This window comes from Acrocarpospora sp. B8E8, from assembly GCF_039871605.1.
Classification (GTDB): Bacteria; Actinomycetota; Actinomycetes; order Streptosporangiales; family Streptosporangiaceae; genus Acrocarpospora; species Acrocarpospora macrocephala.
The window spans coordinates 1-13,600 of sequence record NZ_JBDPLV010000019.1; the positions used below are offsets into that span (position 1 = coordinate 1).

13 protein-coding genes are annotated in these 13,600 nt (G+C 66.2%); 4 read left to right on the forward strand and 9 right to left on the reverse strand.

Translation table 11 applies throughout. The features are described from left to right. Positions 1 to 212: 212 nt before the first annotated feature. Positions 213 to 581: a roadblock/LC7 domain-containing protein gene (locus ABGB08_RS19905; RefSeq protein ID WP_347592349.1), complete on the forward strand. Its 369-nt coding sequence runs from the start codon at positions 213 to 215 to the stop codon at positions 579 to 581. Positions 582 to 624: 43 nt separating this feature from the next. Here ABGB08_RS19905 and ABGB08_RS19910 read toward each other — a convergent pair whose 3' ends face one another. From ABGB08_RS19910 to sodN, 3 genes are all read right to left on the reverse strand, one after another. After that, positions 625 to 1,404: an RNA polymerase sigma factor SigF gene (locus ABGB08_RS19910; RefSeq protein WP_174889826.1), complete on the reverse strand. Its 780-nt coding sequence runs from the start codon at positions 1,402 to 1,404 to the stop codon at positions 625 to 627. A gap of 17 nt (positions 1,405 to 1,421) precedes the next feature. Beyond that, positions 1,422 to 1,844 carry an anti-sigma factor gene (locus ABGB08_RS19915; protein ID WP_155340433.1) on the reverse strand — a complete coding sequence of 141 codons (423 nt, stop codon included), beginning with the start codon at positions 1,842 to 1,844 and terminating at the stop codon, positions 1,422 to 1,424. A gap of 278 nt (positions 1,845 to 2,122) precedes the next feature. After that, positions 2,123 to 2,509 (reverse strand): superoxide dismutase, Ni, encoded by a 387-nt coding sequence (gene sodN, locus ABGB08_RS19920; protein ID WP_155361890.1) that lies wholly within the window; start codon positions 2,507 to 2,509, stop codon positions 2,123 to 2,125. Positions 2,510 to 2,572: 63 nt separating this feature from the next. On the opposite strand from sodN, the gene ABGB08_RS19925 reads away from it, so the two are divergent. Continuing rightward, the gene (locus ABGB08_RS19925; RefSeq protein ID WP_347592352.1) at positions 2,573 to 2,872 is read left to right on the forward strand and encodes a S24 family peptidase; all 300 of its coding nucleotides are present in this window, start codon (positions 2,573 to 2,575) and stop codon (positions 2,870 to 2,872) included. Here the strand turns inward: ABGB08_RS19925 and ABGB08_RS19930 are convergent. Further along, positions 2,853 to 3,380, reverse strand: a complete 528-nt coding sequence (locus ABGB08_RS19930; protein WP_347592354.1) for a CGNR zinc finger domain-containing protein — start codon at positions 3,378 to 3,380, stop codon at positions 2,853 to 2,855. The genes ABGB08_RS19925 and ABGB08_RS19930 overlap by 20 nt on opposite strands. Positions 3,381 to 3,770: 390 nt before the next feature. Between ABGB08_RS19930 and ABGB08_RS19935 the strand changes: the two genes are divergently transcribed. Both ABGB08_RS19935 and ABGB08_RS19940 read left to right on the forward strand, forming a co-directional pair. Next, positions 3,771 to 4,946, forward strand: coding sequence for an NADP-dependent malic enzyme (locus ABGB08_RS19935; RefSeq protein ID WP_347592356.1), 1,176 nt, complete (start codon positions 3,771 to 3,773; stop codon positions 4,944 to 4,946). 61 nt (positions 4,947 to 5,007) lie between these two features. Continuing rightward, positions 5,008 to 6,375 (forward strand): hypothetical protein, encoded by a 1,368-nt coding sequence (locus ABGB08_RS19940; protein ID WP_347592358.1) that lies wholly within the window; start codon positions 5,008 to 5,010, stop codon positions 6,373 to 6,375. On the opposite strand, the gene ABGB08_RS19945 is transcribed toward ABGB08_RS19940, so the two are convergent. The 5 genes from ABGB08_RS19945 to ABGB08_RS19965 form a co-directional block, all read right to left on the reverse strand. Continuing rightward, positions 6,368 to 7,459 carry a trypsin-like peptidase domain-containing protein gene (locus ABGB08_RS19945; protein WP_347592360.1) on the reverse strand — a complete coding sequence of 364 codons (1,092 nt, stop codon included), beginning with the start codon at positions 7,457 to 7,459 and terminating at the stop codon, positions 6,368 to 6,370. The genes ABGB08_RS19940 and ABGB08_RS19945 overlap by 8 nt on opposite strands. 167 nt (positions 7,460 to 7,626) lie before the next feature. Continuing rightward, entirely contained in the window at positions 7,627 to 8,841 is a 1,215-nt protein-coding gene (locus tag ABGB08_RS19950) for a hypothetical protein (RefSeq protein WP_347592362.1), read from the reverse strand. Positions 8,842 to 9,241: 400 nt separating this feature from the next. Beyond that, the gene (locus tag ABGB08_RS19955; protein ID WP_347592364.1) at positions 9,242 to 10,426 is read right to left on the reverse strand and encodes a hypothetical protein; all 1,185 of its coding nucleotides are present in this window, start codon (positions 10,424 to 10,426) and stop codon (positions 9,242 to 9,244) included. 419 nt (positions 10,427 to 10,845) lie between these two features. Beyond that, positions 10,846 to 11,550, reverse strand: a complete 705-nt coding sequence (locus ABGB08_RS19960; protein WP_347592366.1) for a hypothetical protein — start codon at positions 11,548 to 11,550, stop codon at positions 10,846 to 10,848. A gap of 338 nt (positions 11,551 to 11,888) precedes the next feature. Beyond that, complete coding sequence (locus tag ABGB08_RS19965; protein ID WP_347592368.1) at positions 11,889 to 13,133, reverse strand: hypothetical protein; 1,245 nt, start codon at positions 13,131 to 13,133, stop codon at positions 11,889 to 11,891. Between the last annotated feature and the right edge of the window lie 467 nt (positions 13,134 to 13,600).

Here is a 13,600-nt window from a genome sequence, read left to right on the forward strand (position 1 = left end):
CGGAGGTGACCCCGACCGGGGGAGAGCAGGACAAGGAGATGGTGGCCGCCGGGCTGGCGGACACGCGAAACGACTGTCGAGGGCAGGTAAGACCAGGTGAGGCAATTCCGACCCTGGCACCGCCCGCAACCTACGACGCTCACGCGGCGTAGCGGAAGCAGTAAGAACTCCACGGCGACGTGGGGGAGTCCCCGGCGTTCACGCCGGGGAGGATGTCAATTTCCGAGTTGCATTCGCTGCGCGACCAGGTCACCGGGGTGATGGAGTCCGCTGTCGCCACCGTCGACGGGCTGCTGGTCGTCGCCGACACCGATGGGGCCCAGCCGGAGGTGGTGTCCGCGCTCGCCGCCGCCACGCTGGGCCTGGGCAAGCGCACGGGGCACGAGGTCGGCATGGGCGAGCTGCGCGAGGTGATGATCCGCTGTCGCGGCGGGTACATCGTCGTCTACGCGGTGGGACAGGTCGCGTTGCTCGCGGTGCTGGCCGACGAGGGCCTCGACGTCACCCGCTTGCACATCGAGTCCCGCCCCGCCGTGGAACGTCTTGGCGCCCTGCTGACCAAGGAGCACAGCGCGAACTGAAGGGGGACAGGGTCAACCGCGCGCACCTCGCGTGCGCGCGGTCTCAGTCCTCGGCCGTGAGGCCCTCGCGGAGCTGGGTGAGTGTGCGGGCCAGCAACCGCGAGACGTGCATCTGCGAGATGCCCAGTTCAGTGGCGATCTGGGACTGGGTCATGTTGCCGAAGAACCGGAGCAGCAGGATGCGCTTCTCGCGCGGCGGTAGCCGTTCGAGCAGGGGTTTCAGCGACTCGCGGTATTCGACGCCCTCCAGCGACTCATCCACGATGCCCAGCGAGTCGGACACGGCGGGCGCGTCGTCGTCGCCCGAGTCGGGCGCGTCCAGGGAGACCGTGGAGTAGGCGTTCGCCGACTCCAGGCCCTCCAGGACCTCTTCCTCGGTCATCTGCAGGTGCGCGGCCAGTTCGGCCACGGTGGGCGCGCGGCCTTCCCGCTGGGAGAGCTCGCTGATCGCCTTGGTCAGCGACAGCTTGAGCTCCTGCAGGCGGCGCGGCACCCGGACCGCCCAGCCCTTGTCCCGGAAGTGCCGCTTGATCTCGCCGACGATGGTCGGTGTCGCGTACGTCGAGAACTCCACGCCCCGGGCCAGGTCGAACCGGTCGATCGACTTGATCAGGCCGATCGTGGCCACCTGGGTCAGGTCGTCGAGCCACTCGCCGCGGTTGCGGAACCTGCGGGCCAGATACTCCACCAGCGGCAGGTGAAGCTCGACGAGCTCGTCGCGGATACGCTGGCGGCGCGGGTCGTCGGTCGGCAGCTCCGCCAGCTCTCCGAAGAGCGTGCGCGCGCGCACCCGATCCGGCACGCCGGAGTCGCTGGAGGCCATGGCACGGGTCCTTTCCGTCACGCCGGCCTCGCCGCGCCTCGCCGCTTGCGCAGCACGATCGCCATGTGATCGGGGGAGTCGGACACGGCGTCGACGTCGTCGGCGAGTGCGGTGAGCACCATCCAGGCGAAGTCATCGCGTTTGGGCTCGGCGATCCCGACCGTGCTGACCTCGACCCGGATCGACATCTCCTGCCCGGTCAGCTCGAATTCAGCCGTGAGATCGGTGCCGGGCACCGCCTGCCTGAGCAGCATGGCGCACGCCTCGTCCACCGCGATCCGCAGGTCCTCGATCTCGTCGAGCGTGAAATCGAGCCGCGCCGCGAGGCCGGCCGTAGCCGTTCTCAGCACGGACAGATAGGCGCTGGCCGCGGGCAGCCGGACGCTCACCGCGTCCCTGATCCCGGCCAGATCCCCTGTGACATCAGTTGCGTCGGTCACGTTCCTCCTCGCCCTGCCGGCCCGAGTTCTGTGGGGGGCCGCTTCCCTGCAACCTACCGCCATCAGCACCGGATTGCTCGGCTTGGACGCGCCGATGCCCGAAATGCGAGGACCCCGCACCATTTCGTGCGGGGTCTCTGCTTATTGCCCCGCCTTCGGCGCGGCGGGCTTGGCCGCCTTCAGCCTGTGTCTTCCCTCGTCACTCCGGCCGCTCCGCGACCTGCGTTCCTCAGTCCAGACACAGGCGCGGCCAAGCCGGCAAAAAGGCGGTATATGCCCTACGCTGCCTTGGTCTCCCAGAAGATCTTGGAGATCTCGTCGATCTTGGCGAGCAGGTCGTCGGCCTTGCCGACGTCTACTGTGCCTTTCGCGCCGGCCGCGCCGGCCAGCTTGGTCGCGTCCCAGAACAGCTGGTGGAGCTGCGGATAGGTCTCCAGGTGCGGCGGCTTGAAGTAGTCCGTCCACAGCACCCACAGGTGGTGCTTGACGAGCTCGGCCCGCTCCTCCTTGATGTTGAGAGCACGCGCGCGGAACACCGGGTCCTCATTGTCGGCGTACTTGGCCATGATGGCCTTGACCGACTCGGCCTCGATACGGGCCTGCGCGGGGTCGTAGACCCCGCACGGCAGGTCACAATGGGCCGATGCCACATGCATGGCAAGCATCGGGGTTTCCTTTCCTCGGACTGGCTACAACATCCGACCCTACTCCCCTCGCCGAGGCTGATCATGTTCACCACCGTCCGAGTGACCGGGGACTCGATGTTGCCGGTTCTCCGCCCAGGTGACTGCCTGCTCGTACGGCCCGGAGCCCCGATCCGGGAGGGGGATCTGGTCATCGCCCGCCGCCCGCACGGCCTGATCGTGAAGCGCGCCTTCCGCCGGACGGAGGAGGGCTGGTGGCTGGAGAGCGACAACCAGAGCGCGCCCGGCCGCCAGGACAGCTGGGACTTCGGCGCGATCCCCGACCAGGACATCCTCGGCCGTGTCCTGTTCCGCTACTGGCCGCTCAGGCGTTCCGCTTCCTAGCCCGGTACGCGGCGACATTGGCCCTGCTCGCACACCGCTCCGAGCAATACCGCCGGGACTTGTTGGACGACGTGTCCAGATACGCGTTCCGGCATGGCGGCGCCTGGCAGATCCCCAGCCGATCCGCTCCCAGCCCGGTCACCACGCTGGCCAGCCCCATCACCGACCCGACCGCCACGGTGTCGGCCACCCGGCCGCCCTCGGTCAGGTGCATGTGCCAAGACTGCCCGTCATGACCGGAAATTTGCGGATGAACCGGGTGGCGTACCAGAAGGCCGTTGAGACGCTCGACCACGTCGGCCTCATCCCCTTGCGAGGCCGACTCGAACACTCCGGTGAGCTCTTCCCTGAGCTCGCAAATAGCGTCCAGATCGCGCCGTGTCGCCCGCGCGGCCGCCTCGGTCCGCCCCGTTTCCACAAGAAGATCGCGAAGCGCTTCGAGGCTCCTCAGCTCGTACTTTCTGTTGACCAGAAGGACGGCGAGTTCTGCATAAGACGTCAGATCCACCGTGAGACCTTGTAAGAAGTGACTCCGGACTTTGAGTATTACATGGTTCGAGAAAGTTCCATAGGTCTTACGAGGCTGTGATATTGGCCGCGCCTCCGGCAGGGCGGGCTTGGCCGCGCCTGCGTCTTCCCTCGTCACTCCGGCCGCTCCGCGACCTGCGTTCCTCAGTCCAGACACAGGCGCGGCCAAGCCATTTGATTGCCGTGGAGCGCATGGATACCCGGCATCAACTGGTCATCTCAGCATGTGGCACAATCGAGCGCACGCGGGTGACCCCCGTACCCCGTCAGGAGACACCGTCAACGGCGACGGCCGAGGGGCATAACCCATGCCTGGGCCCTCGTTCTCTTGCGCTGTCTAACGTGCTTTCTAGACAAACTGGGGTCATCAATGACTGCTTCCCTCGACGCGCTTGATCTGGATCCGGCGTTCGCCCTGCATCGGGGCGGCAAGCTGGAAGTCCGCTCCACCATTCCCGTGCGCAACGCGGACGACCTGGCCCTGGCGTACACGCCGGGGGTCGCGCGGGTCTGCAGCGCCATCGCCGACAATCCGGAACTGGCCAACGACTACACCTGGGCGTCCAACGTGGTCGCCGTGGTCTCCGACGGCACCGCCGTGCTCGGTCTCGGCGACATCGGGCCCGCCGCGGCCATGCCCGTCATGGAGGGCAAGGCGCTGCTGTTCAAGGAGTTCGGCGGGGTCGACTCGGTGCCGATCTGCCTGGCCTGCACCGGCGTGGACGAGATCGTCGAGACGGTCGCGCGGCTGGCGCCCTCCTTCGGCGGGATCAACCTGGAGGACATCAGCGCGCCGCGCTGCTTCGAGATCGAGGAGCGGCTGCGCGACCTGCTGAGCATCCCGGTCTTCCACGACGACCAGCACGGCACCGCCATCGTGGTGCTGGCCGCGCTGCGCAGCGCCGCCCGGCTGACCGGCCGACCGCTGTCGGAGCTGCGCGCGGTGGTGGCCGGCGCGGGCGCGTCCGGGGTCGCGGTCACCCGGATCCTGGTCAACGCCGGGATCGGCGACATCGCGGTGGCCGACAGCAAGGGCCTGATCTTCGAGGGCCGGGAGGGCATGAACCCGGTCAAGGACGCGCTGGCCAGGGACACCAACCGGCTCGGGCTGAAGGGTTCCACCGAGCAGGCGCTGGCCGGGGCTGACGTGTTCGTGGGCCTGTCCGGGGCGACCGTCTCCGAGACGGCCATCGCGGGCATGGCGGCCGGTTCGATCGTGTTCGCGCTGTCCAACCCGACCCCGGAAGTGCACCCGGAGATCGCCGCGAAGTATGCCACCGTGGTCGCCACCGGCCGGTCCGACTTCCCGAACCAGATCAACAACGTGCTGGCCTTCCCCGGCGTCTTCCGCGGCGCGCTCGACGTGCGGGCCAGCACGATCACCGAGAACATGAAGGTGGCCGCCGCCACCGCGCTGGCCGACGTGGTCGGCGACGAGGTGGCCGCCGACTACATCATCCCCTCGCCGTTCGACATCCGGGTGGCTCCCGCGGTGACCGCCGCGGTGGCGCGTCAGGCCAGGATCGACGGGGTCGCGCGCAAGTAAATTTGAGATTCCTTTAACGGAAGGTGCTATAACAAAAGCTCTCCGTCACCGGGGGAGAGCGATGCGACGCGAGCCCAATCCGTTACTGCACCGGCACATCGCCGAGGCGGGCCTGTCCCACAAGGGGCTGGCCCGCCGGTTGAACGACCTCGGGCAGGCCCGCGGCCTGCTCGGGCTCCGGTATGACCACAGTTCGGTGCTGCGCTGGATCAGCGGCCAGCGGCCGCGCGACCCGGTGCCCGGGCTCCTTGCCGAGATCTTCTCGCTGCGCCTGGGCCGCCCGGTCTCCGCCGAGGACATCGGGATGCCCCGCACGGCGATCCCCCTCGACCTCGGACAGGAATTCTCCCACTCGTGGCAGGAGGGCGTGCGGATCGTGACTGCACTCTGGCGGGCCGACGTGGAAAGACGCCGGTTCCTGATCGACTCCACGTTCGCGATCGGCGCGGGTTCCGCGGGGATCGTGCGCTGGCTGACCTTCCCGGAAGACGAGCGGCCCGCCGCGAGCGGCGCCCGCCGGGTGGGCGCCTCCGACGTCGCCGCGATCCGGGAGGTCACCCGCTCGTTCGGCGAGCTGGACAACCGTTTCGGCGGCGGCCGGGTCCGCGCCGCTGTCGTGAAATATCTGGACACGGGGGTCGCGCCGCTGCTGTCCGGCTCGTACGGCGAAGCCACCGGCAAGGCCCTGGCCGGAGCCGCCGCCGAGCTCACCCGCCTGGCCGGCTGGATGGCCTACGACCTGGAGCAGCACGGCCTGGCCCAGCGCTACCTGATCCAGGCGCTCCGGTTAGCCCGCCGGGCCGGGGACCACGGCCTGGGCGGCGAGATCCTGGCGGGCATGAGCCACCAGGCCCTCTACGTCGGCCAGCCCCGGCACGGCCTCGACCTGGCCAGGGCCGCCCTGGTGGCCGCCCGCGACTCCGGCGTGCCCTCGTTGCTGGCCGAGGCGCACACCCTGGAGGCCCACGCGCACGCGCTGCTGGCCGAGCCCGCCGCGTGCGCGACCGCCCTGCACGCGGCCGAGCTGGCCTTCGACCGGCGGGTCGGCGGGAGCGAGCCGGAGTGGATCGGCTACTTCGACGAGGCCTATCTGGCGGCCAAGTTCGCCCAGTGTTTCCGCGATCTCGGCGAGGGCCCGCACGCGGTCCGGCACGCGACCCGATCGCTGGAGATGGACGGGCGCTACGTGCGCGGCCGGATGTTCAACCTGACCCTGCTGGCCTCGGCGCACGTGCTGGAGGGGGAGGTGGAGCAGGCCTGTGTGGTGGCCGCGGAGGCGATGTCGCTGGGGGAGGGCCTGGAATCGGCCAGGACCCGGTCCTCGTTCGCGGACCTGTGCCGGCGGCTGGAGCCGTACGAGCGGGAGCCCGCGGTGGCGGCGGTGCTGGACCGGGGCCCGGCCTGGACCGGGCCCCGGGCAGCTACTTGACTTCGGTGAGGCCGAGCGTGCCGTCCTTCTTCACGATCGAGCCCGACCACAGCGGGGCCGCGGCCTTGTAGACGCTGTAGGTCTCGCTGTCGAAGTAGGGCGAGGTGATCAGGTCGCTGCGCAGGTTGCCGTCGGTGTCGCCGCCGAGGCTGGTGACGCCGTTGAGGTAGCCGAGGCGGCGGTTGGAGCTGTAGCCGATGATCCACGGGCCGCCGGAGGCGCCACCGGTCATCGAGCACCGCAGCGCCAGGTGCTCCTCCACCTTCACGCTCGACTCCACCTGCGGGTAGGTGGGCTTGCCGTAGCAGAACTTGAGCGTGTGACCGGTGTAGGCGTAGTCGCCGTCCTCGTGCGCGGCGGTCGGGTAGCCGAACACGTAGGTGGCCTTGCCGACCTTCTGGTTGTAGGCCAGGCCTTGACCGCCCACCTTGGCGCCCAGCGGCCCGACGTCGATCCAGCGGCCGTTGGACCTGGCGATGCCGTTGTAGACGGTGACGAAGGCGTAGTCGCGGTCGGCGTCCTCGTAGACGTCCCAGTCGTAGTGGGTGAACGCCTGCTTGCCGACGTACACGCCCCAGGGTGCCTTGCCCTGGTAGTAGCCGGGCACGAAGACCCACTTGTCGGCCACGCTCTGGTTGCCCACCGGGTCGTAGACGCAGTGCCCGGCCGTGGCGACCAGGTTCTTGTACGTCGACTGCACCGAGGACGCCGAGCAGGAGTAGAGATCCTCGTCGAGCACGAAGAACACCCGGCCCGCCGTCTTGGGCAGGTTGACGTTCTTGGTCCTGGCCGCGGCGGCCGGGATGTCGGCGGTGGCCGGCACGATGCCCGGCTTGCCGTCGGCGGCGGGCCCGCCGGTGGAGACGTGCTTGGGCACGCGCTTGTGCTCAAGGCCGAAGGGGTCGGCGGCCTTGAAGTTGGCGCCGCCGTCGGCGGTCCAGAATTCCAGGGTCGCCCCGGCGTTGGCGGGCGTGTTCAACTTCGCGGAGGTGGTGACCTTCGGCGCCGCCGTCGCGATGCCCGCGAACGAGGCGGCCAGCAGGCCACCGGCGGCCAGGCAGCCGCCTAAGGGAAGAAGCTTCAAGAGGGGTTCGCTCCTCGCGCTGTACGTGGGGCGCCACATGGGCCCCATGCGTCAGTAAAGGGATGGAAAGGAACTTACCTCACAAGTGATCGTGACATAAGCGGAGATCATGGGAAATGCGAAAAGGGCCCGGCCAACCGGCCGGGCCCTTTCCCATGGCCAAACGTTTAGGCGATCGAGCCCGACCACATGTTCTTGGCCGCGCTGTAGATGCCGTAGAGCTCACCGTCGAAGTACGGCGAGACCGAGGTGTCGATCCGCAGGTTGCCGTCGGTGTCGGAGACGGCGCTGGTGACGCCGTTCAGGTAGCCGAGGCGGCGGGTGTTCTTGTACTGCAGCAGCCAGGCGGAACCCAGCGAGCCCTGACCGGTGAAGCTGGACTTGACGCCCTGGAGCTCCTCGGCCTTGCGGGCGGCGGCCGTGGCGGCGAAGGTCTTGCCGTACGACCACTTCAGGGTCTTGCCGGAGAAGGCGTAGTTGCCGTCCGGGTGCGACCCGCTCGGGTAGCCGAAGACGAAGACGTTCTTGCCCAGCTTCTGGTTGTAGGCCAGACCCTGGCCGCCGACGTTGTCGCCGAGGCGACCGGCGTCGGTGAACTTGCGGAAGTAGTACTTGTCGCCGTCCTTCTTCTTGAACCCCTGCCAGATGTTCGTGCTGTTGTAGATCTCCGGGGTGACTTCCTTCCAGTCGGTCGGGGTCACGGACGGCACGTACGGCGTGCCGGTCTCGCCCGGCCGCGGGACGTACTTGAGGCCGTTGTAGACGGTGACGAACGCGTAGTCGCGGTCGCCGTCCTCGTAGACGTCGTAGTCGTAGTGGGTGAAGGCCTGCTTGCCCACGTACAGACCCCAGGGAAGCTTGCCCTGGTAGTAGCCGGGGACGAAGACCCACTGGTCGAGCGTGGCGCTGTTGGTCTCCGTGTCGTAGACACAGTGTCCCGCGGTCGCGACGAGGTTGCGGTAAGTCGACTGCAACGAGGTGGCGGTGCACCAGCGCGGGTCGGGCTTGGAGCCCTCGTCGGAGCCGTCGGGGACGGTGAAGAACACCTTGCCCGTGGTCTTGGGCAGGTTGACGTTCTTCGAGGTGGAGGTGGACTTCTTCTCGTCGCCAATGGCCGGGACGACGCCTGGTTTGCTGTCCGCCGCCGGGCCGCCCGTCGAAACGTGCTTGGCCGCGACTTTGGTCTCCACGTTGTACGGCGTGGCGCCGATGAGGTTCTCCGCCTGGTTGCCCAGCCAGAAGGCGGCAACGTTGTAGGCCGCGATACCGGAGGTCGCCAGCGGGTCGCTGGCGACGTCGGACACGGCCGAGGCGGGCTGGCTGACGAGCGCGGTGGCGAGAAGGCCGGCCGCGACGCCACCCAGAGCGAGGGTGCGCTTCAAGGGTGTGCTCCTTGGTCTGTCGTGGGACGGCTCATGCGTCCCATACGTCAGGAAAGGGATATCCGGGAACCTACAGCCCGGATCTTGAGAAGAGGAGCCATTCAGACATGCCCGTGCGCCACCCTCAGGCGCGTTACCTTTTCGTGACTTGTCAGGATTTGCAGTCAAGTCGTGATGCTTCGGCGATGTTTGGCCAGATGGTTGACTGGATGATGACTCTGACGTCCGAGATAATCTTGTGACAAGAGTGACCTGGGCGATCGTATGTGTGTGATGTAAATCACATCGTGCTGACGGCACCGATCTGGCGGCTGTTACGTCTAATGGGTCCGATCAAGGAGCTCCACAACAGAAAAGGCCCGGCCGATAGGCCGGGCCCTTCCTTACCGCTTGGCGATCGCTACGCGATCGAGCCCGACCACAGGTTCTTGGCCGCGCTGTAGACGCCGTAGAGCTCACCGTCGAAGTACGGGGAGACCGAGGTGTCGTAGCGGTTGTTGCTGTCGGTGTCGGAGACGCCGATGGTCACACCGTTCAGGTAGCCGAGACGGCGGGTGTTCTTGTACCCGACCAGCCACGACGAGCCCAGCGCGCCTTCACCGGTGAAGCTGGACTTGACCCCGACGAGCTCCTCGGCCTTGATGGCCGCGGCGCTGGCGGCGAAGGTCTTGCCGTAGCTCCACTTGAGGGTCTTGCCGGAGTACGCGTAGTTGCCGTCCGGGTGCGAGCCGCTCGGGTAACCGAACACGAAGACCGGCTTGCCGACCTTCTGGTTGTACGCCAAGCCCTGGCCACCGACGTTGTCGCCCAGGCGACCGGCGTCGATGAACTTGAAGATGTAGTACTTGCCGGACTGGCTCTTGAACTTCATCCAGGACTCGTACTGCTTCCACGTCGCCTCGCTGACCTCGACGAAGCTACCAAGGTCCGAAGGCTTGTTGACGTCGCCCCAGCCACCGGGCGGGAACTTCACGCCGTTGTAGACGGTGACGAACGCGTAGTCGCGGTCGCCGTCCTCGTAGACGTCGAAGTCGTAGTGGGTGAACGCCTGCTTGCCCACGTACACGCCCCACGGGGTCTTGCCCTGGTAGTAACCCGGGACGAACACCCACTTGTCGAGCGTGGCCTTGTTGGAAACCGTGTCGTAGACACAGCTACCAGCGGTGGCGACCAGGTTCTTGTACGCCGACTGGATCGACGTAGCGGTGCACCAGTGCTTGCTCTTGTCCGCGCCGATGAAGAACACCTTGCCCGAGGTCTTGGGCAGGTTGACGTTCTTCGACTTCGCGGTCGACTTCTTCTCGTCGCCGATCGCCGGGACGACGCCGGGCTTGCTGTCCGCAGCCGGGCCACCCGTCGAGATGTGCTTGGCGACGACCTTCGTCTCCACGTCGTAAGGCGTGGCACCAACCAGGTTGGCCGCGTTCTCGGCCAGCCAGAACCCGGCAACGTTCCGGGCTGCGATGCCGGTGTTGGCCAGCGGATCGGCAGCCACGTCACCGGCGGCCTGAGCCGGGGCGGCGAGGCCAGCGGCCAGGAGGCCAGCGGCGGCGACAATGCCACCAAAGGCGAGAGTGCGCTTCATGGGGGAACTCCTTGGTCTGTCGTGGAACGCCTCATGCGTCCCATGCGTCAGGAAAGGGATAGCCCGGAACTTACAGCGCAGATCTTGATAGGAGGAAGTCGTTTCGGCATACCGTGTAACGACTCTGTGTGTGCGTTATCTTTCCGTGACATGTCAGATTTCTTGTCAATCCGGGCCAGGAAGTGACATTTGGCCAGCTGATTGACTGGGTGATGACCTTGGAGTCCAGGATGATCCTGTGGCAAAAGGGGTCCGCGAGGCAACGGGTGTGTGACGTAAATCACATCGAACCGATGGCACGGAGATGAGATTGGACGCGTCTAACGGCGCGCCCCCCAGAAACGAACAAGGGCCCGGCCGTGCGGCCGAGCCCTTGCTATGAGGTGATCACCTCGACCTGACTAGATGACCCCTGACCGTTAGTCCCAGAAGATCGGGCGCTTCCAGCCGGAGGGAACCTCGTAAGGAACGGCGATGCTGCCGCTCCACTTGTTGGCGACCGCCTTGTAGACGCCGTAGAGCTCGCCGTCGAAGTACGGGGAGACCGAGACGTCGATCCGGTTGTTGCCGTCGGTGTCGGACACCTTGCTCGTCACACCGTTGAGGTAGCCGAGGCGGCGGGAGTTCTTGTAGGTCATCAGCCACGCGGAACCGGCGGAGCCGGCGCCGGTGAAGGAGGACTTGACCCCGATCAGTTCCTCGGCCTTGATGGCGAGGGCCTGCGCCTTGAAGGTCTTGCCGTACGACCACTTCTGGGTGATCCCGGTGTAGGCGTAGTTGCCGTCCGGGTGCGAGCCGCTCGGGTAGCCGAACACGAAGACCGGCTTGCCGACCTTCTGGTTGTAGGCCAGACCCTGCCCGCCCACGTTGTTGCCGAGCGCGCCAGCGTCCTCGAAGGCCCAGACGTAGTACTTGTACTTCTTCTTCTGGTCCTCGGTGAACGTCGCCACGTTGGTCTCGGCGGTGATCGGAGCGGTGCTCGCCTCGAGCGGCTTGGCGTAGCACCAGCGCTCGCGGTCACGGAAGCCGCGCGGGAACTCCTTGAAGACGTTCCACGAAACTTCCTTGTACGCGCCGGGGTTCTGGTCGAACGGCTTCACCACTCCGTCGTGCTTGCGTCCCATGCGTCAGGAAAGGGATAGCCCGGACCATACAGCGGAGATCATGAAGCGATAAAGCCAAACCGAATGGCTGAATTGTTGCGCTGGGTGACGTAGATAATTCCGTTACTTAATAGGCGACCGGAAAAGTCCGTTGCATAAGAACGTGTGACGTCCTGCTGAATAAATTTCCGGTCGATATATAAGTCGGCCCGTGCGGACGCGCCATTCCGTGACTGTCCGCATGGGTATGTGACACAGATCACAAGCGATTTTGCTGGAAATGACGAAGGGCCCGGCCATAAGGCCGGGCCCTTCACGGTTCAGTCAGGGTTCAGAACCCCGGCTTCGCCTTGAACCAATTAGTACGGGACCGCGATCGAGCCCGACCACAGGTTCTTGGCCGCGCTGTAGACGCCGTAGAGCTCACCGTCGAAGTACGGGGAGACCGAGGTGTCGTAGCGGTTGTTGCTGTCGGTGTCGGAGACGCCGATGGTCACACCGTTCAGGTAGCCGAGACGGCGGGTGTTCTTGTACCCGACCAGCCACGACGAACCCAGCGCGCCCTCACCGGTGAAGGACGACTTGACCCCGATGAGCTCCTCGGCCTTGATGGCCGAAGCGCTCGCCGCGAAGGTCTTGCCGTAGCTCCACTTGAGGGTCTTGCCGGAGTAGGCGTAGTTGCCGTCCGGGTGCGAGCCGCTCGGGTAGCCGAACACGAAGACCGGCTTGCCGACCTTCTGGTTGTAGGCCAGACCCTGCCCGCCCACGTTGTCACCGAGGCGACCAGCGTCCTCGAAGGCCCAGACGTAGAACTTGCCGTCCCAGCGGTGGCACAGGAAGTTGATGTCCCGCCAGGCCTTGGGGAACTTGAAGAAGACCTCAGCAGAGACCTCCTTCCAGCCGCCGTACACGCCGCTGCCGTCGTGCAGACCCTTGACGCCGTTGTAGACGGTGACGAACGCGTAGTCGCGGTCGCCGTCCTCGTAGACGTCGAAGTCGTAGTGCGTGAAGGCCTGCTTGCCCACGTAGATGCCCCACGGGGTCTTGCCCTGGTAGTAACCCGGGACGAACACCCAGTTTTCCATCGTGGCCTTGTTGCCGACGGTGTCGTAGACACAGCTACCAGCGGTGGCAACCAGGTTCTTGTACGCCGACTGGATCGACGTAGCGGTGCACCAGTGCGGGTTCTTGGCCTTCTTGACCTTGTACTTCCAGCCGTACTTGTTGGTGACCTCGACGTACTCGTACCCGTCGCTGAAGAACACCTTGCCCGAGGTCTTGGGCAGGTTGACGTTCTTCGACTTCGAGGTCGACTTCTTCTCGTCGCCGATCGCGGGGACGACGCCGGGCTTGCTGTCCGCAGCCGGGCCACCCGTCGAGATGTGCTTGGCGACAACCTTCGTCTCCACGTCGTAAGGCGTGGCGGCGATCAGGTTGGCCGCGTTCTCGGCGAGCCAGAAGTTGGTGATCTCGTAGGCAGCGAGACCGGTGTTGGCCAGCGGGGTGCCGACCACGTCACCGGCGGCCTGAGCCGGGGCGGCGAGGCCCGCGGCCAGGAGGCCAGCAGTGGCAACAATGCCACCAAAGGCGAGTGTGCGCTTCATGGGGAACTCCTTGGTCTGTCGTGGAACGCCTCTTGCGTCCCATGCGTCAGGAAAGGGATAGCCCGCACCATACAGCGCTGATCTTGCGCCCATAAAGACGGATCAAGAAATCACGTCGTTACGGTAAGTGGTCGACATCACTCCGTTATCGGGTTGGCTACGAGTCAATCCGGCAGTAAACCTGTTGCGGACGATGTTCGAGCAGCTAAAGGGCCTTGTGGTTGTCTTGGGAGGTCAGAGGGGCGTGTGACGGCTTTTGTCGCGGTCCAACCGGAGTGTGACGCAGATCACACTCCCGCGCGAGATTGCAGAGGCGTTCAAGGGGCCCGAGTCAGGATCGAGCTCGGTCACCTGGCGTGGTTCGCGCGGCGATCGCGCCACCGAAGGGCGGGCGCTTCGTCGGAAGGGCGGCTCCTGGCTCTCTGTCCGGGTGGGGCCTGCCTCGCACCCCATTCATCAGAAACGAC

Bases quoted from the DNA above. Each gene is read 5' to 3' on its own strand.
- ABGB08_RS19960 (WP_347592366.1), bottom strand. From the start codon at position 11,550: ATGGGACGCAAGCACGACGGAGTGGTGAAGCCGTTCGACCAGAACCCC.
- sodN (WP_155361890.1), bottom strand. From the start codon at position 2,509: ATGCTTGCCATGCATGTGGCATCGGCCCATTGTGACCTGCCGTGCGGG.
- ABGB08_RS19935 (WP_347592356.1), top strand. From the start codon at position 3,771: ATGACTGCTTCCCTCGACGCGCTTGATCTGGATCCGGCGTTCGCCCTG.
- ABGB08_RS19955 (WP_347592364.1), bottom strand. From the start codon at position 10,426: ATGAAGCGCACTCTCGCCTTTGGTGGCATTGTCGCCGCCGCTGGCCTC.
- ABGB08_RS19965 (WP_347592368.1), bottom strand. From the start codon at position 13,133: ATGAAGCGCACACTCGCCTTTGGTGGCATTGTTGCCACTGCTGGCCTC.
- ABGB08_RS19940 (WP_347592358.1), top strand. From the start codon at position 5,008: ATGCGACGCGAGCCCAATCCGTTACTGCACCGGCACATCGCCGAGGCG.
- ABGB08_RS19925 (WP_347592352.1), top strand. From the start codon at position 2,573: ATGTTCACCACCGTCCGAGTGACCGGGGACTCGATGTTGCCGGTTCTC.
- ABGB08_RS19905 (WP_347592349.1), top strand. From the start codon at position 213: ATGTCAATTTCCGAGTTGCATTCGCTGCGCGACCAGGTCACCGGGGTG.
- ABGB08_RS19910 (WP_174889826.1), bottom strand. From the start codon at position 1,404: ATGGCCTCCAGCGACTCCGGCGTGCCGGATCGGGTGCGCGCGCGCACG.